22 protein-coding genes are annotated in these 17,351 nt (G+C 44.9%); 2 read left to right on the forward strand and 20 right to left on the reverse strand.

What is annotated here, in order from left to right; translation table 11 throughout:
* Positions 1-578: 578 nt before the first annotated feature.
* The 18 genes from rplQ to ACFOEE_RS07975 form a co-directional block, all read right to left on the reverse strand.
* Positions 579-974: a 50S ribosomal protein L17 gene (gene rplQ, locus ACFOEE_RS07890; RefSeq protein ID WP_005490733.1), complete on the reverse strand. Its 396-nt coding sequence runs from the start codon at positions 972-974 to the stop codon at positions 579-581.
* Positions 975-1,013: 39 nt separating this feature from the next.
* Positions 1,014-2,000, reverse strand: a complete 987-nt coding sequence (locus ACFOEE_RS07895; RefSeq protein ID WP_377122948.1) for a DNA-directed RNA polymerase subunit alpha — start codon at positions 1,998-2,000, stop codon at positions 1,014-1,016.
* A gap of 24 nt (positions 2,001-2,024) precedes the next feature.
* On the reverse strand, positions 2,025-2,645 hold the full coding sequence (rpsD, locus tag ACFOEE_RS07900; RefSeq protein ID WP_377122950.1) for a 30S ribosomal protein S4: 621 nt from the start codon (positions 2,643-2,645) through the stop codon (positions 2,025-2,027).
* Between the two features lie 20 nt (positions 2,646-2,665).
* Positions 2,666-3,052 carry a 30S ribosomal protein S11 gene (gene rpsK / locus ACFOEE_RS07905; RefSeq protein WP_005490736.1) on the reverse strand — a complete coding sequence of 129 codons (387 nt, stop codon included), beginning with the start codon at positions 3,050-3,052 and terminating at the stop codon, positions 2,666-2,668.
* A 13-nt stretch (positions 3,053-3,065) separates the two neighbouring features.
* Positions 3,066-3,422, reverse strand: coding sequence for a 30S ribosomal protein S13 (gene rpsM, locus ACFOEE_RS07910; protein ID WP_377122952.1), 357 nt, complete (start codon positions 3,420-3,422; stop codon positions 3,066-3,068).
* A 129-nt stretch (positions 3,423-3,551) separates the two neighbouring features.
* Entirely contained in the window at positions 3,552-3,665 is a 114-nt protein-coding gene (gene rpmJ, locus ACFOEE_RS07915; RefSeq protein ID WP_002959476.1) for a 50S ribosomal protein L36, read from the reverse strand.
* Between the two features lie 23 nt (positions 3,666-3,688).
* Positions 3,689-5,017 carry a preprotein translocase subunit SecY gene (secY, locus tag ACFOEE_RS07920; protein ID WP_377122954.1) on the reverse strand — a complete coding sequence of 443 codons (1,329 nt, stop codon included), beginning with the start codon at positions 5,015-5,017 and terminating at the stop codon, positions 3,689-3,691.
* Between the two features lie 11 nt (positions 5,018-5,028).
* Entirely contained in the window at positions 5,029-5,463 is a 435-nt protein-coding gene (gene rplO / locus ACFOEE_RS07925; RefSeq protein ID WP_377122955.1) for a 50S ribosomal protein L15, read from the reverse strand.
* 5 nt (positions 5,464-5,468) lie between these two features.
* Entirely contained in the window at positions 5,469-5,648 is a 180-nt protein-coding gene (gene rpmD / locus ACFOEE_RS07930) for a 50S ribosomal protein L30 (protein WP_377122956.1), read from the reverse strand.
* A 6-nt stretch (positions 5,649-5,654) separates the two neighbouring features.
* Positions 5,655-6,161 (reverse strand): 30S ribosomal protein S5, encoded by a 507-nt coding sequence (gene rpsE / locus ACFOEE_RS07935; RefSeq protein ID WP_377122958.1) that lies wholly within the window; start codon positions 6,159-6,161, stop codon positions 5,655-5,657.
* Between the two features lie 9 nt (positions 6,162-6,170).
* Entirely contained in the window at positions 6,171-6,521 is a 351-nt protein-coding gene (rplR, locus tag ACFOEE_RS07940; RefSeq protein ID WP_377122960.1) for a 50S ribosomal protein L18, read from the reverse strand.
* Between the two features lie 9 nt (positions 6,522-6,530).
* A complete protein-coding gene (rplF, locus tag ACFOEE_RS07945) occupies positions 6,531-7,064 on the reverse strand; it encodes a 50S ribosomal protein L6 (RefSeq protein ID WP_377122962.1) in 534 nt (177 codons plus the stop codon).
* Between the two features lie 16 nt (positions 7,065-7,080).
* Positions 7,081-7,473, reverse strand: a complete 393-nt coding sequence (rpsH, locus tag ACFOEE_RS07950) for a 30S ribosomal protein S8 (RefSeq protein WP_377122964.1) — start codon at positions 7,471-7,473, stop codon at positions 7,081-7,083.
* Positions 7,474-7,493: 20 nt separating this feature from the next.
* A complete protein-coding gene (rpsN, locus tag ACFOEE_RS07955) occupies positions 7,494-7,799 on the reverse strand; it encodes a 30S ribosomal protein S14 (RefSeq protein WP_377122966.1) in 306 nt (101 codons plus the stop codon).
* Positions 7,800-7,809: 10 nt separating this feature from the next.
* Positions 7,810-8,349, reverse strand: a complete 540-nt coding sequence (rplE, locus tag ACFOEE_RS07960; RefSeq protein ID WP_377122968.1) for a 50S ribosomal protein L5 — start codon at positions 8,347-8,349, stop codon at positions 7,810-7,812.
* A gap of 16 nt (positions 8,350-8,365) precedes the next feature.
* Positions 8,366-8,680 (reverse strand): 50S ribosomal protein L24, encoded by a 315-nt coding sequence (gene rplX / locus ACFOEE_RS07965; protein ID WP_377122970.1) that lies wholly within the window; start codon positions 8,678-8,680, stop codon positions 8,366-8,368.
* Between the two features lie 10 nt (positions 8,681-8,690).
* Entirely contained in the window at positions 8,691-9,059 is a 369-nt protein-coding gene (gene rplN, locus ACFOEE_RS07970) for a 50S ribosomal protein L14 (RefSeq protein ID WP_377122972.1), read from the reverse strand.
* Between the two features lie 331 nt (positions 9,060-9,390).
* Positions 9,391-10,251 carry a polysaccharide deacetylase family protein gene (locus ACFOEE_RS07975; protein ID WP_377122974.1) on the reverse strand — a complete coding sequence of 287 codons (861 nt, stop codon included), beginning with the start codon at positions 10,249-10,251 and terminating at the stop codon, positions 9,391-9,393.
* A gap of 166 nt (positions 10,252-10,417) precedes the next feature.
* On the opposite strand from ACFOEE_RS07975, the gene ACFOEE_RS07980 reads away from it, so the two are divergent.
* Complete coding sequence (locus ACFOEE_RS07980) at positions 10,418-12,955, forward strand: protein kinase domain-containing protein (protein WP_377122977.1); 2,538 nt, start codon at positions 10,418-10,420, stop codon at positions 12,953-12,955.
* Here ACFOEE_RS07980 and ACFOEE_RS07985 read toward each other — a convergent pair.
* Both ACFOEE_RS07985 and ACFOEE_RS07990 read right to left on the reverse strand, forming a co-directional pair.
* Positions 12,952-13,440 carry a hypothetical protein gene (locus ACFOEE_RS07985; RefSeq protein WP_377122979.1) on the reverse strand — a complete coding sequence of 163 codons (489 nt, stop codon included), beginning with the start codon at positions 13,438-13,440 and terminating at the stop codon, positions 12,952-12,954. The two genes, ACFOEE_RS07980 and ACFOEE_RS07985, sit on opposite strands and share 4 nt — an antisense overlap.
* A gap of 196 nt (positions 13,441-13,636) precedes the next feature.
* Complete coding sequence (locus ACFOEE_RS07990) at positions 13,637-15,571, reverse strand: AsmA family protein (protein ID WP_377122981.1); 1,935 nt, start codon at positions 15,569-15,571, stop codon at positions 13,637-13,639.
* 369 nt (positions 15,572-15,940) lie between these two features.
* Between ACFOEE_RS07990 and ACFOEE_RS07995 the strand changes: the two genes are divergently transcribed.
* On the forward strand, positions 15,941-17,113 hold the full coding sequence (locus tag ACFOEE_RS07995) for a hypothetical protein (protein ID WP_377122983.1): 1,173 nt from the start codon (positions 15,941-15,943) through the stop codon (positions 17,111-17,113).
* The last annotated feature ends 238 nt before the right edge of the window (positions 17,114-17,351 follow it).

The following is a 17,351-nucleotide window of genomic DNA, read 5'->3' on the forward strand; positions in this document are numbered from 1 at the left end:
CAGATCTAATTTTGGATCAAGCGTTTTTTTGAAAAAACTTAGAAAAACGGATCGTTCGAACGAAAAACCAGCGAAAAGTGATATAAGCATAACAAAGACCGAATTATTGATTACTTAACATACAGATAAGTGCTGATCAATTATATTGTTTGGTGCTCTTTCACCACTATGAACCATACAAATGAAAGTCATGCTAAAAAAATGCGTTGCAATATAGACTGGTTGCTCATCTGCCTACTTATGTTTTCGATACAACCACAAACAACTCAACCCTAGACATCTGGACAGTAAGTAAACTTAAAAGTAACAGTACTCTACTATGTGTAGGTTATTGCACTATTTATGCGTGTATTATGAATGCGGGGATAAGTGGTAGCACAGTTTGACATGACTACTCTGCCAACATCTGTAGAACATCATTTATTGGTCTGAATGAAAGTAAGGTCGCAAAGTAGATATGGCTGAGCATTCAGTCCAACATCAATAGCAAGAGCAACAGCAATAGCAATAGCAAAAGAATCAGTAATTAGAAAAACAAAAAGCCGAGCTTAGCTCGGCTTTTTAGTGTCTTATCAGACTTACTCAGCAGACTGCGCGTCTTCTTGAGCTTCTGCCGCTGGGCGGTCTAGAAGTTCAATGTAAGCCATTGGTGCATTATCACCAGCACGGAAGCCACACTTAAGAATACGAGTGTAACCACCTGGACGGTTCGCGAAACGCGGGCCGATTTCAGTGAAAAGTTTACCAACTACTTCATTATCACGCGTGCGAGCAAACGCCAAACGACGATTTGCTACGCTGTCAGTCTTAGCCAGTGTGATTAAAGGCTCAATTACACGGCGCAACTCTTTCGCTTTTGGCAATGTAGTCTTGATGATTTCGTGCTTCACCAAAGAACCTGCCATGTTGCTGAACATCGCTTTACGATGGCTGCTGTTACGGTTTAATTGACGACCACTCTTACGATGGCGCATGACCCTATCCTTCTAACTAAACTAATATAGTAACTTAGATTATTCAGCTAGACTTGCAGGTGGCCAGTTTTCTAGGCGCATGCCCAGAGAAAGACCACGTGAAGCTAGTACGTCTTTGATCTCAGTTAGAGACTTCTTACCAAGGTTTGGTGTTTTCAGAAGCTCAACTTCAGTACGTTGTACTAAGTCACCGATATATTGAATTTGCTCGGCTTTCAGACAGTTTGCAGAACGTACAGTTAGTTCCAGATCATCTACTGGACGAAGCAGAATAGGATCGAATTCTGGCTTCTCTTCTTTTGCTTCTGGCTCAGAAACATCACGTAAATCTACGAATGCTTCTAGCTGCTCAGCAAGGATAGTAGACGCACGGCGGATCGCTTCTTCAGGATCCAAAGTACCGTTAGTCTCCATATCGATGATTAGTTTATCTAAATCTGTACGTTGTTCAACACGCGCTGACTCAACCGAGTACGCAATACGCTCAACTGGACTGAATGAAGCATCAAGCAACAAACGGCCGATTGGGCGCTCATCGTCATCAGAGGATAAGCGGCTTGACGCTGGCACGTAACCACGACCACGCTGTACGCGAATGCGCATGCTGATCTCAGCGTTAGCTGCCGTTAAATGGCAAATAACGTGCTCTGGGTTAGCGATAGTAACATCACCATCATGCTGGATGTCAGCCGCAGTCACAGGGCCTAGGCCAGATTTAGTCAGGGTAAGGAAAACTTCATCTTTACCTTCTAGAGATACTGACAAACCTTTAAGGTTTAACAGAATTTCAATGATGTCTTCTTGTACGCCTTCTTTCGCGCTGTACTCGTGCAACACACCATCGATTTCTACTTCAGTCACTGCACAACCTGGCATTGACGACAATAGGATACGACGTAATGCGTTACCTAGCGTGTGACCAAAGCCGCGCTCTAACGGTTCTAAAACGACTTTAGAACGCGTTGGACTTACTGCTTCGATCTCGACTAACCTTGGCTTTAGGAATTCGGTTACAGAACCCTGCATGTTATCCTCTCTTAACTCTTAACTTTACTTCGAGTAAAGTTCGACGATTAGTTGTTCGTTAATGTCCGCAGACAGATCTGAACGCTCTGGTAGACGCTTGAAAGTGCCTTCCATTTTCTTACCGTCAACTTCAATCCAAGTTGGCTTTTCACGTTGCTCAGCCAACTCTAGAGCAGCGATGATACGCGCTTGTTTTTTAGACTTCTCACGAACTACAACTACATCTTCTGGAGAAATAGTGTAAGAAGGAACGTTCACAACACGACCATTAACCATAATCGCTTTGTGGCTTACTAGCTGACGTGCTTCAGCACGTGTGCTTGCAAAACCCATGCGATATACAACGTTGTCTAAGCGCTGTTCTAGAAGCTGTAACAGGTTCTCACCTGTGTTGCCTTTAAGGCGAGCAGCTTCTTTGTAATAGTTGCGGAATTGCTTCTCAAGCACACCGTAGATACGACGTACTTTTTGCTTTTCACGTAACTGTAAACCGTAATCAGATAGACGACCTTTACGAGCGCCGTGCTGACCTGGAGCTGTTTCTAGTTTACACTTCGAGTCAATCGCTCTTACGCCGCTCTTAAGGAACAGGTCAGTACCTTCACGACGACTTAGCTTGAGCTTAGGGCCCAAATATCTTGCCATGTTCTTTCTCCTAACCTATGTTATACGCGACGTTTCTTCGGTGGACGACACCCATTGTGTGGGATTGGCGTCACGTCAGTAATGTTAGTGATACGGAAACCAGCAGCATTCAATGCACGAACAGCAGACTCACGGCCTGGACCTGGACCTTTAATGAACACTTCAAGGTTCTTTAAGCCGTACTCTTGTGCAACTGCACCTGCACGCTCAGCAGCAACCTGCGCAGCGAACGGAGTAGACTTACGAGAACCACGGAAACCTGAACCACCTGCAGTCGCCCAAGAAAGAGCATTGCCTTGACGGTCGGTGATGGTCACAATAGTGTTGTTGAATGACGCATGGACGTGTGCCATACCGTCAGCAACTTGCTTTTTGACCTTTTTACGACGAATTGGTGCTTTAGCCATAACTTACCCCACCTTATTTCTTGATAGGCTTGCGTGGACCCTTACGAGTACGCGCGTTAGTCTTAGTACGTTGACCACGTAGTGGTAACGAACGACGATGACGTAAGCCACGGTAGCAACCAAGGTCCATAAGACGCTTGATGCTCAAAGTGATTTCACGACGAAGGTCACCTTCAACAGTGTACTTGCCAACTTCTTCACGAAGGATGTCAAGCGTAGCTTCGTCTAGAGAGCCGATTTTTGTATTTTCGGCGATATTTGTCGCAGCTAAGATAGCCTTAGCGCGCGTTTTACCTACACCATAGATAGCAGTTAAAGCGATAACTGCGTGTTTATGGTCAGGAACGTTAATGCCAGCGATACGGGCCACTAACACATCTCCTATAGAATGATTTGATACTCACCAGGTTTGAAAAGCCCGTAAGGATACTCAAACGAAGACCAAATCCAGTTAAAAACACAGGCTAAGTATAAATACTCAGCCTGCAAGTCTGTTTTATTAGCCTTGCCTTTGCTTGTGCTTAGGCTCACTGCAAATTACACGTACTACACCAGCACGTTTAATAACTTTACAGTTACGGCAAATTTTCTTAACGGAAGCACGTACTTTCATTGCTCAACTCCGTGAAAATGACCTTAGCGGCCGTAGCCTTTAAGGTTTGCTTTTTTCAGCACAGAATCATATTGATGAGTCATCATATGAGTCTGTACTTGTGCCATAAAGTCCATGATCACAACAACGATAATCAAAATTGATGTACCGCCGAAGTAGAATGGCGTTTGCCATGCCATGGTCATAAACTCGGGCACCAGACAGATAAAGGTAATATACATCGCACCCGCAAGTGTGAGGCGTGTCATCACTTTATCAATGTATTTTGATGTCTGTTCACCTGGGCGAATGCCTGGGATAAAAGCGCCTGACTTCTTCAGGTTATCTGCTGTCTCACGCGGGTTAAATACCAACGCAGTGTAGAAAAAGCAGAAGAACACAATCGCAGCAGCAAGAACCATCGCATAAAGCGGTTGACCCGGAGTCAACACAGCTGAGACAGCTTGCAATACGTCAGCGACTGGACCTTCACCTTGACCGAACCAGCTTGCAATTGTACCAGGGAACAAGATTATACTGCTAGCAAAGATTGGTGGAATAACACCCGCCATGTTCACTTTTAACGGCAAGTGAGTGCTTTGTGCAGCATACACTTGGCGACCTTGTTGACGCTTGGCATAGTTAACGACGATACGACGTTGACCACGCTCAAAGAACACCACCAAGTAAGTAACGGCGAACATAATTACGCCAATTAGCAACAGTACTAGAACATTCAAATCACCTTGGCGCGCCATTTCTGCTGTCGAACCAATCGCAGACGGCAGGTTAGCTACAATGCCCACAAAAATCAGAACTGAAATACCGTTACCGATACCACGCTCTGTAATTTGTTCGCCCAGCCACATTAGGAACATAGTGCCAGTTACTAAGCTCACTACAGCAGTGAAGTAGAAACCAAAACCAGGGTTAACAACTAACCCGTCCATCATGTTTGGCATGTTTGTCGCAATACCAATTGACTGGAATGTAGCAAGCACAAGCGTACCGTAACGCGTGTATTGGCTGATTTTCTTCCGACCTGTCTCACCCTCTTTCTTTAACTCAATCATCGCTGGATGAATGTGTGTCAGAAGTTGCATGATAATCGAGGCCGAAATGTAAGGCATAATACCTAAAGCCAATACCGAGGCACGCTCAAGCGCACCACCGCTGAACATGTTAAACATTTCAACGATGGTACCCTTTTGTTGCTCGAAGAATTCGGCAAGTACAGCGGCGTCAATACCAGGGATCGGCACGAATGAACCGAGACGGTAGATGATAATAGCACCTAATACGAAGAGTAAACGGCGCTTCAACTCCGCAAGGCCACTTTGTGCGCTTTGCATTTCTTTACCTGGTTTAGCCATAGTGTACGTCCTTACTCTTCTACCTTGCCTCCGGCAGCTTCGATAGCTTCGCGAGCACCTTTAGTCACTTTAAGACCTTTAACGGTAACTGCGCGTGAAACTTCGCCAGATTTTACAACTTTAACGAACTGAATGTTCTTTTTAACTAAACCAGCTGCTTGAAGCGTGTTCAGATCTACCACATCGCCTTCAACTTTAGCGATTTCGTATAGGTTTACTTCTGCAGACACAAGTGACTTGCGAGAAACGAAACCAAACTTTGGTAGACGGCGTTGCATAGGCATTTGACCGCCTTCAAAGCCCCAACGAACTGAAGAACCAGAACGTGATTTTTGGCCTTTATGACCACGGCCCGCAGTCTTACCAAGACCAGAACCAATACCACGACCTAAACGTTTCTTCTCAGTTTTCGCACCTACAGCAGGTGAAAGTGTATTCAAATGCATTCGAATTACCCCTCAACCTTAACCATGTAAGAAACTTGGTTGATCATACCACGTACTGCTGGAGTATCGATTAACTCAACAGTGTGGTTGATACGACGTAAACCAAGACCGCGTAAAGTTGCTTTATGCTTCGGTAAACGACCGATAGAGCTCTTTACTTGAGTTACTTTTACAGTATTTGCCATGGTTAATTACCCCTGAATTTGGTCAACAGTTAGACCACGCTTAGCTGCGATCTTAGCTGGAGAGTTCATGCTCTCTAGTGCAGATACAGTCGCGCGAACGATGTTGATCGGGTTAGTTGAACCGTATGCTTTTGACAGTACGTTGTGTACGCCTGCAACTTCTAGTACCGCACGCATCGCGCCACCGGCGATGATACCTGTACCTTCAGATGCTGGTTGCATGTAAACTTTAGAACCCGCGTGACGACCCTTGATAGGGTGTTGTAGCGTGTGGCCGTTAAGTTCAACAGTAATCATGTTACGACGTGCTTTTTCCATTGCCTTTTGAATAGCAGCTGGAACTTCACGTGCTTTACCGTAACCGAAACCTACTTTACCTGCGCCATCACCAACAACAGTTAGTGCAGTGAAACTAAAGATACGACCACCTTTAACCACTTTAGACACACGGTTTACCGCGATTAGCTTTTCAGCCAATTCTGGCTGTGTTGCTTTTGCTTCTACGTTAGCCATTGTCTACTCCTAGAATTGCAAGCCAGCTTCACGCGCTGCATCAGCAAGCGCCTTCACACGGCCGTGATATTTAAAGCCACTGCGGTCGAAAGCAATCTTTTCGATGCCTTTGTCTGCCGCGCGTTCAGCAACTGCTTTACCTACAGCTTGTGCTGCAGCGATGTTGCTTGTGCCTTTAACTGTTTCAGCAATTGCTTTTTCAACAGTAGAAGCAGCAGCCAGTACTTTACCCTCAGCAGTGATTACTTGAGCGTAAATGTGACGTGGCGTGCGGTGGATAACAAGACGCGTTGTGCCTTGTTCGATAATGTTTCTACGAGTGCGCTTAGCACGACGTAGACGAGCTGTTTTCTTATCCATCGTCTTACCTTACTTCTTCTTAGCTTCTTTACGACGCACGTTTTCGTCAGAATAACGAACACCTTTGCCTTTGTAAGGCTCTGGAGCACGGTATGCACGAATGTTAGCAGCTGTTTGACCAACTAGTTGCTTATCTGCGCCTTTAACAAGAATTTCAGTTTGGCTTGGCGTTTCGATTGTAATACCTACTGGTACTTCGAAAACTACCGGGTGAGAGAAGCCAAGAGTCAAATCTAGAGTTTTACCCTTAGCAGCCGCACGGTAACCAACACCAACTAGCTGAAGTTTCTTCTCATAACCATTGCCTGCGCCGATGATCATGTTGTTGATAAGAGCGCGAGCAGTACCTGCTTGAGCCCATGCGTTTTCGATGCCGTCACGAGGTGTAGTCGTGATCACATTGTCATTTAACGCAACTTCAACTGCAGCGTGGATTGTGCGAGACAATTCACCGTTTTTGCCTTTAACCTTGATGTCCTGGCCGTTGATTGTAACTTCAACACCGGCAGGAACAGTAATTGGAGCCTTCGCTATACGAGACATGTGTTCCCCTCCAGAATTAAGCTACAAAGCCAATGATTTCACCGCCCACACCGGCTTTACGCGCAGCACGGTCAGTCATCAGGCCTTTAGAAGTTGATACGATAGCGATACCTAGACCACCCATTACCTTTGGTAATTCGTCACGTTTCTTATAGATACGTAGACCAGGGCGGCTAACACGCTGGATGTTTTCGATAACAGCTTTGCCTTCGAAGTACTTAAGTTCGATAGTCAATTCTGCTTTAACATCGCCATTTACTGCGAAGTCACCAATGTAACCTTCATCTTTCAGTACTTTAGCGATAGCTACTTTCAGCTTTGAAGTTGGCATAGTGATTTCTGCCTTCTTCGCAGTCTGACCGTTACGGATACGTGTAAACAAATCCGCAATAGGATCTTGCAAGCTCATGTCTTACTCCCGTGACTCTATTACCAAGAAGCCTTTTTAAGGCCAGGAATTTCACCGCGCATAGCAGCTTCGCGAACTTTGATACGGCTCATGCCGAATTTGCGAAGGAAGCCATGTGGGCGGCCCGTGATGTTACAACGATTACGTTGACGCGATTGGGCAGAATCACGCGGTAAAGACTGAAGCTTAACAACCGCATCCCAACGATCTTCTTCAGAAGTTTCTACACCGCTGATGATCGCTTTAAGTGCTGCACGCTTTTCAGCATACTGAGCAACTAGTTTCGCACGTTTTACTTCACGCGCTTTCATTGAATTCTTTGCCATAACCCTACCCTTATTTCTTAAATGGGAAGTTGAACGCTTCTAACAACGCACGGCCTTCATCATCTGTTTTCGCAGTAGTAGTGATAGTAATATCCATACCACGAACTCTGTCCACTTTATCGTAATCGATTTCAGGGAAGATGATTTGTTCACGTACGCCCATAGAGTAGTTACCACGACCGTCGAATGACTTTGAGCTTACGCCACGGAAGTCACGAACACGAGGAAGCGCGATAAATACTAGACGCTCTAGGAAATCCCACATACGCTCGCCGCGCAGGGTTACTTTACAGCCAATAGGGTAGCCTTCACGCACTTTAAAGCCAGCAACTGACTTACGAGCTTTAGTGATTAGGGCTTTCTGACCAGAAATCGCTTCTAGATCCGCAACAGCGTTGTCTAGAATTTTCTTGTCAGCAAGGGCTTCACCCACACCCATGTTAAGGGTGATCTTAGTGATCTGAGGGACTTGCATGACAGAGCTGTAACCGAACTTTTCAAAAAGTTCTTTTACTACTTTGTCGTTGTACACTTCATGCAGTTTCGCCATCGTCTACTCCAACTATTTAGATAGTTTTACCAGTAGACTTGAAGAAACGGACTTTTTTACCGTCTTCAAATCTAAAACCAACACGATCCGCTTTGCCTGTTTCAGCATTGAAAATCGCTACATTAGATACGTCGATTGACGCTTCTTTCTCAACGACGCCACCAGGTTGCTGTAGTTGTGGTACAGGTTTTTGGTGTTTCTTGATAAGATTTACGCCTTCAACAAATACACGACCAGTTTCAGAAACAACTGAAAGCACTTTACCGCGCTTACCTTTGTCTTTACCGGCTAGTACGATTACTTCGTCATCACGACGGATTTTTGCTGCCATGATCGACTCCTTACAGTACTTCTGGGGCTAGTGAAATGATCTTCATGAACTTTTCAGTACGTAGTTCACGAGTCACAGGGCCGAAGATACGAGTACCGATTGGCTGATGGTTGTTGTTCAACATTACAGCCGCATTAGTATCGAAACGGATCAAAGAACCGTCTGGACGACGAACGCCTTTACGAGTACGCACTACTACAGCGTTTAGTACATCACCTTTCTTCACTTTAGCGCGAGGAATAGCTTCTTTAACAGAAACTTTAATGATGTCACCAACCGTTGCATAACGACGGTGCGAACCACCTAAGACTTTAATACACTGCACTTTGCGAGCGCCGCTGTTGTCAGCAACGTCCAGCTGAGTTTGCATTTGGATCATCTTAATGAGCTCCGGTGTAGTTAAAATTCGCTTGAATTTGTTTAAAATCCAAGCATTTAGATTAATTTCCGCTCAAAAAACGAAGCTTTCGTCTTTCAAGGGCGGGCAATTGTATCAGCAATGCCTCATGAAAGATAGGTCAAATTTTAATTAATTTAACCTTACCTAAATAAGGGAAATGGTCAGACAATACAGGCTTTGCAGCAAGGTTTTATCCTAAACTGGATAACGGCTTGCTGCACATAAATAAAGCAGACAATTTTAGCTAGAATACGAGATAAGGGCAAGCAAGTTGGGATTCAATCCCAACCGCATAAAAAAGCCGTAAAATTTATTCGGGCTGGGTGCGCTCGGCACGAAGATGTTTGGCCACATTACTGACCGTATCCAGCCAGTAGCCATTGGCTGGGTCCTGCAAATATTCAATCAATCGCGCTAAAGCTTGCTGGTCTACTGAATAGAGCCCTTTTTCACCAACATCGTGGCCCGCTAAAATCAGCCAGCTTTGATTACCGCGCAGCTGTTCTAATATGGTTTTGATCTCATCAAAACTTAAGCCATCCATACGAATGCCAGTCAACTGGGCAAAATCGGTATAACCTGGGTTATTACCCGTTTCATCTAACCAAGTGCGGCCACTGTCAAACATCTCGGCAATTAACGGCACGTAACTTTGCGTTTTTAACCCTCGCCCAACAAAGGTATTACCACAGGGGTAAGCAAATGCCGTCGGTGTCACTCCAAGGGCTGTTTTTAATGCTTGGTTATTTTGTTCTATATCATTACGCAGCCAAGTTAAATCCACCTGCTCTAAACCAGCATTTTTGTCTCTTAACCATTGAAAGTTACCAGTACAAAGATGACTTGTGGTGTGATTACCAATCTCATGACCATTGGCCACCGCGTGTTGCCAACGCGCCAATTGCAAATTAACAGCCCCTGCCATCACATAAAAAGTCGCTTTAGCTTGGTACTTATCTAAGATTGGCGTGCCCACTAGCACTTGGCTGGCTCGACCATCGTCGAATGTCAGGCTCACCGCGTTGCGCGCTTGGTTTGGATAACGGATTGTCGCAGCCTCAACGACATATAATGGGGTATTTTTCGCCGCTTTTGCTGAAATTGACGCTGACGTGCTAGTACAACCGAGCATCACAGTCGCACTTAAGCAGAGGGCAATATGACGTAACATTCTCTGGCTCCTTGATTTGATGACAACGCTATCATCATAACCATGTTCAGCTTTTGAACAACCCCAATACGATAAAATGACGCACAGAATTAGTCGCTTAGAGATACTCATTTAACGCATTCCGCGTTACACTGATTACAAGTCGAAGTGGAGACCTGGGCACATTGTGATTTCAATCAACGAGCATTACAGCAACATAACCCGTTTGGCACAAAGTGGCATGGGTGAAGTCTATGTGGCAACCGATACGCGGTTGGACCGCAAAGTGGCAATTAAATTTATTAAAAGCCACCTTGGTAGTAATGCCGACGTGCTGCGTGAGGCAAAGCTGCTTGCACGTTTAAATCACCCTAATATTGTTCAGCTGTATGATGTTAAAGACTCAGCCCAAGGTCTTTATCTTGAAATGGAATATGTCGCTGGCCAGACCCTCAACCGCTATGTGCAATGCCAACCTTTAACGCTTGAGCAAAAACTTGAGCTGTTATTTGATATTGCCCAAGGGCTTGCCGCCGCACACGAGCAACACATTTTGCACTTAGACTTAAAACCGGGCAATGTGCTGATTGACGACAAAGGCCGGGCAAAAATCGCGGATTTTGGTATTGCACAACTGCGCAACGATGAAACGTCAATGTGTAATACCAGTTATGGTTCTTTGACCGCCATGTCGCCTGAGCAATTGCAACAGCAACCGCTCGACCAACGCAGCGATTTGTTCTCGTTCGGTCTTATTGCTTTTGAAATACTGGCGGGCAAGCATGCCTTTGGTGAAGGCCCAGACAAACTGATTGCTGAACGGGTAAAAAGCACCAAAGCCCCTAATAGCGTCAGCCAAATTTATGGCGTGCCTGCGGCACTGACTGACTTAATCGACCGCCTACTTGAACGTAAGCGTGATAACCGCCCTGCCAATGCCCAAGAAGTCACACAACAGTTAAAACAAATTTTAACCTTATGTAGCTTCCAAGATGCAAATTCAACCATGGACATTGCAGAGTTAAATCTTAGCAACAAGCCTAGTAAACTGAGACTGCTGTTGGCCAGTGTCGCGTTTATCTGCATCGCTGTTAGCACATTTGTCGGTTATCAGTATTGGCAAGCCAACAAACCTAAAATCTATGTTGCTGCTTTGCCATTAGAGTTTAGTGATAATACTCAGCTGTTGGAAGCGCACAAGCAAATACTCAACCTCGCCATCAACGATGCAATAAAGCAATATTTTTTAAACGATACTCACTATGTGCTCATTTCTGACAGTGAAGTTAATTTGGCAAAAAAGCTGCTTGGTGACAATACATCGCTAAAAGACTTAGGACATGCTTTAAATGCTGAACAGTTGCTCGCCATCCAACTCAATTGCACCTTACAAAGTTGCGACATTGAATTTAGTTCCGTTGATGGACAAAACGCCGCTTTGATTAAAAACCTCAGAAATGTCAGCTCTAGTGAAAACTATGGGGAAATATTTAATATAACCCAAGCGTCATTAGCAGCATTGAGTCTTCAACCACTGAGTGACAATCCCAAACTGGATGCAGCAAGTGATGAACGCCTCAGTCAATATGTCACACTCCAGCAAAAATCATTATCAGCGGACGCTGACTTATCCGTATTACTGCCTGAAATCGAGAAGCTGATTAAAATATTCCCTGACTTTTTGCCGCTGTATTCATTGTACGCCAGAAATACCATTAAGGACTTTCGGAATACCTCAGATAAGTCTTTGCTTTATCGCTTAAAAGATATTTTTGATACCGCACCCAATGAATTTAAAGACAGTAGCGCGTACCAAGTCGAGTTGATGCAATTATATCTATACCTGCAAGATACCCGACAAGCGACAAAGGCGTTGGCTGCCATACAAAACTCGGCTTTAGATGAATTTCAAAAGCAAGCCCAAACGGCCGTATTTTATAGTATGCAAAAAGACGATGAAACTGCGCTTAAACACATTGAAATTGCTTTTAAACTAAGACCAACTCTCAACGTTACCCGCAATGCCGCTATTTTAAACTTGCGCTTAGGCCGCTACGACCAAGCCCTCCCCTATTTAAAGAAAGCACAAGACTACGCCCCACAGGATTTCAAAACGCTCAAAACCATCGCGGATGTTTCGCTAATGCTTGGTAAATTGACTGAGGCGGCAGACGCCTACAAGAGGTTAATTGCACATGCAACGGTAAACTTCACGATTCTTAATAACTACTCAGTAGTGCTTACATTACAAGGCAATTTAACAACCGCTTTAGATTATGCACAAAAAACAGCTGAAATTGCATCTGACAATATAGAAACACTGATAAATCTTGCCGACTTATACCTTTTGACAGGCAAGGTAATTGAAGCTAATAACCTGTACCAAGAGATTGTCGAGAAACATGATCAAAAGGGCATTGAACTCACCCAAGCGCAGGCTCTGGCGCATTTAGGGCAATTTCAAGCAGCATTAACCTTAGTTGAAGAAATCATTTTGCAAACGCCGGATTCAGCCGAAGCCTACTACGTCAAAACCTTAGTGCAAACCCTACTTGGTGAAAAGTTCTCAGCAAGCGCCTCACTACAGCAAAGTCTTAATCTAGGTTGGAACGCCGCTTTTTATCGCCTTGCTTGGTTTAAATCTTTATGTGATATACAGAGTTTAGAGACTAAAATTGGCAAAGATAACTACGCTTATCTTTGCCAACCAGCTGACCCTAATTAGACAGGATCTATATCATCGAAAATAACTTTAGGATCTTGCGAGAAATAACGAACATTGCCGTTTAAATGGTCGTTTTTAGCGATTAAGCGGTAGGCAATCTCAAAGTTATTATTGGTGATAAGATTAACCACAAAGGCTTTATCTGGATTTGCTGCCATATCTATCGCAATATCCGGTGGAATTGTTTGACCTGAGCTAATACTAGAAATGCTCACTATCATGCTTTTGCCCGCATTCGCGACCACACTGTTTACTTGATAATTAAAGTTATCTTGCGCATCCACAAAGAAAGTACCGTTGTCGGCAAATTGCCAGCCTTCTGAGGTACTTTGTTGACTCATTTCATAATATAGTTCAACACTTTGCATTTCTGGTGTCAGCGTAATTTTTACTTCTTCACCTTGCTCACCGTCAGCACCAATAATTTTCCACACTTCGTTTAAATCAGATGTTGGCCACACTTCAAAGCTTAGAGAATTCGCCATTTCCGTTTTCCTTATATAATTAATAAGTCGTACTACCACGTAATACAAACACACTTTAGCACACTCAGCAATTACATCAGATTACAGACGTTTAAAAACTGGATGAAAGTGCCCAATTTTTGCGCTAAAGCAAAAAAAGTGAGCTTATCGCTCACTTTTTTGACGTTAACGTTTAAGTATTACTGATGTGTTGCACCTAGCCACCAAATAACCCTTTTAATTTGTCTTTCAGTTTGTCTTTAACTTTGTCTTTGGCTTGTTCTTTCGCTGCGTCACTCACATCAACGCTGGTTTTTACTGCATGAAATGGCCCTTTGAGCCGCACTGGGATTTTAAAGCCGGTGCTGGTATCGGCACTGTGCTGGCCTTCAATGGTATCGACTATCCCGGTCACTAAGCGATAATCCAGCTGCGTTTTTGGTAAGTCGATAGTACCACTGCCCGTAATACGCAGTAACGGACTGGCCAACATCAGGTCTTGATTGGTGCCGACCCCTTGTACGAAATTAAATGTTCCCGTAAGCGCAGAAAAGTCTGTGGTTTGCTCGTGGTTAAAGTCCGCATTTAAGCCTTTTTGCATGGCCGATATATCGCCTTTAAGTAGCTCTTGGGCTTTACGAACCATTTCGGCTAAATTCGCCCCTTGTACACCACCATCTTGCAGCGCAAACGCCATATTACCAGCCAAAGCGCCAACCCATTCGGCTTGGCTTTGCCCTTGTGTGGTGAGTGACCAAGACAGTGCCCCTTTACCCAACACTTTGCTAAAACCAATCGCATCAGTCAGTAGCGGCTGCGCGTTAATGTCTTTTAAGCTAAATGCAGTCGTTAACTGATAAGGGGTTTGCGCGGCATTGACGACCACTTTGCCGTTACCAACGCCTTCATAGGCATTGAATTTGTCTAAGCCAAGCGTTGCGACACCATTTTGCAGCTTCAGCGAAAATTGGTTTTCACCCAGTTTGATTTCACGCGCTTGCAGTGATTTAGCACTGACTTTGATATCGGCATTGAGTTGCTTTAACGCAGATAAATCAAGCTTAGTATCATCCCAAACGATGGGCTGAGGCGCTTGTTCGTCTTGCTCTTTCACTGCCTCTTTAGCCACAGGCTCTGGCAAATAAGGATTGAGGTTTAAGTCGCCTAAATCAAACTGAGCCTTAATATGCGGCACTTTACTTAGCGTGATGGTGCTGCTGCCGTTGATGGCTAACTTATCTAACTGCGCTGAAAACTCCGTTAAATTGAATACGTCACCTTTAAATGCCATCACACCATTGATTGCAAAGGCATTGAATGCCTCATCCTGACCTTCAAGTGTAATCCCTTGCCATTGGGTTAAGGCTTTCAGGGAATCGCCTTTGAGGTTCAACTTGCCATTAATTGCAGCGCCTTGCTGTGCAATATCCCCGCTAAACTCTAGGTTGACGAATGGACTGCTCACGGTCTGGGCAATACTAAAATCTTGCCCTTCAATGGCTTTGGCGGGCGTTGTCACTGTGGACTCTAAACTGACCCGCTCACCACGATAAGTGACTTCACCTTTCACTTGTAGTGCTTGGTATAAAGAAGGGAGCTGAATGGTTAAATCAAGGTTGCTCAGCTCTTGCTTGGCACCACTGCTGGCATCTAAATAAGTGAGTTTTCCGCCGTAAATGGCCACTTCACCTAAGCTGACATCTAACCCCTCTGGCAACTTCACAGGCGCATTACTGGCTGCTTTATTCTCGGCAGGCGTTGGGTTTGCGAGCAATTGCCAGTTGGCACGGCCTTGTTTATCTTTCTCAAGTAAAATTTCAGGGTCACGAATCACAAATTTGTCTAATTCTACTTGGCCTGAGAACACGCTCAGCCACGGCACATGCAGCGCCAGCTGTTGCATACTCACCATATTAGCTTGGCTGCCAGAACTCATATTGGAGAGATGTACGTCATTGAGTTCTATTTTTAGGCTTGGCAACACCGACAGTGTGACATCGCCGTTGATTTGCAAGGTCCGGCCTGTCGTTGCAGTCACCTCATCAGATACTTTGGCAACAATCGTTGAGGTAGGAATGAGCGATGGGATCACCACCACCCCAGCTACAATGATAATGCCAATACCGGCGGCAATCTTAATTCCACGGTTCATATTTGTCCCTTCTTGCGTTGGCAATGTTAGCTTCTATACCCAATGGATTTACCCAATGGACTTCAAAAGGCACGTAGGCGGCAAGTGAATGAAGCCCCATGCGCTTAGATGGACTAAGTGATTGGGGTAAATAAGCGCAGCCAACAACCGTGCATTTTAAAAGACGACGGGTATATACTAGCGCTGCCGTTTAATAAAATCATGTTAAAGGTGGTAATTTTCACGGATTTCAGGGCAATCAAAGCGATTGTACGACAAGTCAACACAGCGGGATTGCATCAAACTGATTCTTAGGTATGATCCTCGCCCCACATTGACAGAAATTGGCTACACTTAATAGCCTGAGATCCGTTGGAGCATGTTCACAGCATGAAGAAGCTGCTTATATCCCCATCGCACATGGCACTACCTGAATTGGAAAGTACCATCTACCAGAACATTTTAAAGCAGGCGACTGACATTAGCCTGAATCTGATGGCTGTTAAGGTCGATAACCACCCAAGTGATTTTTTGGGTTGGTGTTATGAATTGCAGGATGTGGTAAAGCGCCGCCTCAATTTTGACCTATTGGACGACCACCAGCTACCAACGGTGAAAAAGCTGCAAGATTTACTCACCCAAGCGATTAGTTACTTACAGCTAAAATCGCTACGTATTGCGCCTTGGCCAATTATTGTGGCATTTATTCGTGACCACCATGAACACTTAGCACTGGACGAACAATTTGCCCTATTGGCACATGTGCAAGGGCTACGCGCCACCAGTTTAGCCGATATGATCCCAGAAGACCGTTTGGCCTTTGCCGGTAAACACACTCCGGCGCATGACAGCAGTGCTTATCCATTTGATGTTGAATGGTTTGCTTCAACTCGCAGTGCCAAAGGCTTCCATCAACAACTGGCGGACTTACCGCACGGTTTTGCCGATGCGTTAGCGCATATCCCGCTTACTGGTGATGTCAGTGGTGAGCAATACCAGCAATTTGTGCTCGCGTACCTCCAAGCCTTTACAGGTTGTGATGAAGTGCCGACCTTAGCACCAGCTACCCGCTTATTGGCCATGCACCGCCCAGACGTGTTTACACCACTGACTGCCAGTAAAGCCGATGCCTTGTGTATGGCATTAGGGATTGCGCGTTTATCTAACCGTGACTTTGAACGTTACTGGCAAGATGTGGTGCAGGCAATTCATGCGATGCCTTGGTTTAGACTCTGTGGCCCACAAGATGAGTTTGAAACCACATTGGCTAACCACAAAGCTTTGTTGCCTTGTTGGTTCTACTATTGTGATGAAGATACCGCCTCGCAATCAAACTACTATAAAGCATTGCATAAGCCCAAGCGCACCACTACAGCCAGTGGCAGCAAACCGAAAGCGGTTAAGCGCGGTAAAGATTCAGCCGCAGTGCTGGTTGACCGCGCGCTTGCAAACCCAGAGCTGCCAGCGTATTTACAAGCCAAACGCGATTCTATTATCGCGGAAGTAGAAAAAGGCCGCTCAGTAGACGAAACCATTCAACTCCTGCGCGCCATTTTTGGCTAAGCTCAGTTAGGGAGGATCACCTCCCTTGCTACCTTTTACCTAGCGTTGCTAGTCGGCAGCCGCTTCCAACAAAAATCGCACAATGTGATTTTCATCAAGACCTTAGCTTGCTCGGTACAAGTGCAAATTGCGCAAAAAACGCACCACTGAAGTGCAAGCATGTGAAACAGTCGTGTGCTTGCACGTGCCGAATTAAAATACAACCCTCTGTTTTATCTTATTATTTACAGTTTTTTCA

Origin of the sequence: Pseudoalteromonas fenneropenaei (genome assembly GCF_042643375.1) — a bacterium.
Lineage (GTDB): Bacteria > Pseudomonadota > Gammaproteobacteria > Enterobacterales > Alteromonadaceae > Pseudoalteromonas > Pseudoalteromonas fenneropenaei.

Bases quoted from the DNA above. Each gene is read 5' to 3' on its own strand.
- rplQ (WP_005490733.1), bottom strand. From the start codon at position 974: ATGCGCCATCGTAAGAGTGGTCGTCAATTAAACCGTAACAGCAGCCAT.
- ACFOEE_RS07895 (WP_377122948.1), bottom strand. From the start codon at position 2,000: ATGCAGGGTTCTGTAACCGAATTCCTAAAGCCAAGGTTAGTCGAGATC.
- rpsD (WP_377122950.1), bottom strand. From the start codon at position 2,645: ATGGCAAGATATTTGGGCCCTAAGCTCAAGCTAAGTCGTCGTGAAGGT.
- rpsK (WP_005490736.1), bottom strand. From the start codon at position 3,052: ATGGCTAAAGCACCAATTCGTCGTAAAAAGGTCAAAAAGCAAGTTGCT.
- rpmJ (WP_002959476.1), bottom strand. From the start codon at position 3,665: ATGAAAGTACGTGCTTCCGTTAAGAAAATTTGCCGTAACTGTAAAGTT.
- secY (WP_377122954.1), bottom strand. From the start codon at position 5,017: ATGGCTAAACCAGGTAAAGAAATGCAAAGCGCACAAAGTGGCCTTGCG.
- rplO (WP_377122955.1), bottom strand. From the start codon at position 5,463: ATGCATTTGAATACACTTTCACCTGCTGTAGGTGCGAAAACTGAGAAG.
- rpmD (WP_377122956.1), bottom strand. From the start codon at position 5,648: ATGGCAAATACTGTAAAAGTAACTCAAGTAAAGAGCTCTATCGGTCGT.
- rpsE (WP_377122958.1), bottom strand. From the start codon at position 6,161: ATGGCTAACGTAGAAGCAAAAGCAACACAGCCAGAATTGGCTGAAAAG.
- rplR (WP_377122960.1), bottom strand. From the start codon at position 6,521: ATGGATAAGAAAACAGCTCGTCTACGTCGTGCTAAGCGCACTCGTAGA.
- rplF (WP_377122962.1), bottom strand. From the start codon at position 7,064: ATGTCTCGTATAGCGAAGGCTCCAATTACTGTTCCTGCCGGTGTTGAA.
- rpsH (WP_377122964.1), bottom strand. From the start codon at position 7,473: ATGAGCTTGCAAGATCCTATTGCGGATTTGTTTACACGTATCCGTAAC.
- rpsN (WP_377122966.1), bottom strand. From the start codon at position 7,799: ATGGCAAAGAATTCAATGAAAGCGCGTGAAGTAAAACGTGCGAAACTA.
- rplE (WP_377122968.1), bottom strand. From the start codon at position 8,349: ATGGCGAAACTGCATGAAGTGTACAACGACAAAGTAGTAAAAGAACTT.
- rplX (WP_377122970.1), bottom strand. From the start codon at position 8,680: ATGGCAGCAAAAATCCGTCGTGATGACGAAGTAATCGTACTAGCCGGT.
- rplN (WP_377122972.1), bottom strand. From the start codon at position 9,059: ATGATCCAAATGCAAACTCAGCTGGACGTTGCTGACAACAGCGGCGCT.
- ACFOEE_RS07975 (WP_377122974.1), bottom strand. From the start codon at position 10,251: ATGTTACGTCATATTGCCCTCTGCTTAAGTGCGACTGTGATGCTCGGT.
- ACFOEE_RS07985 (WP_377122979.1), bottom strand. From the start codon at position 13,440: ATGGCGAATTCTCTAAGCTTTGAAGTGTGGCCAACATCTGATTTAAAC.
- ACFOEE_RS07990 (WP_377122981.1), bottom strand. From the start codon at position 15,571: ATGAACCGTGGAATTAAGATTGCCGCCGGTATTGGCATTATCATTGTA.
- ACFOEE_RS07995 (WP_377122983.1), top strand. From the start codon at position 15,941: ATGAAGAAGCTGCTTATATCCCCATCGCACATGGCACTACCTGAATTG.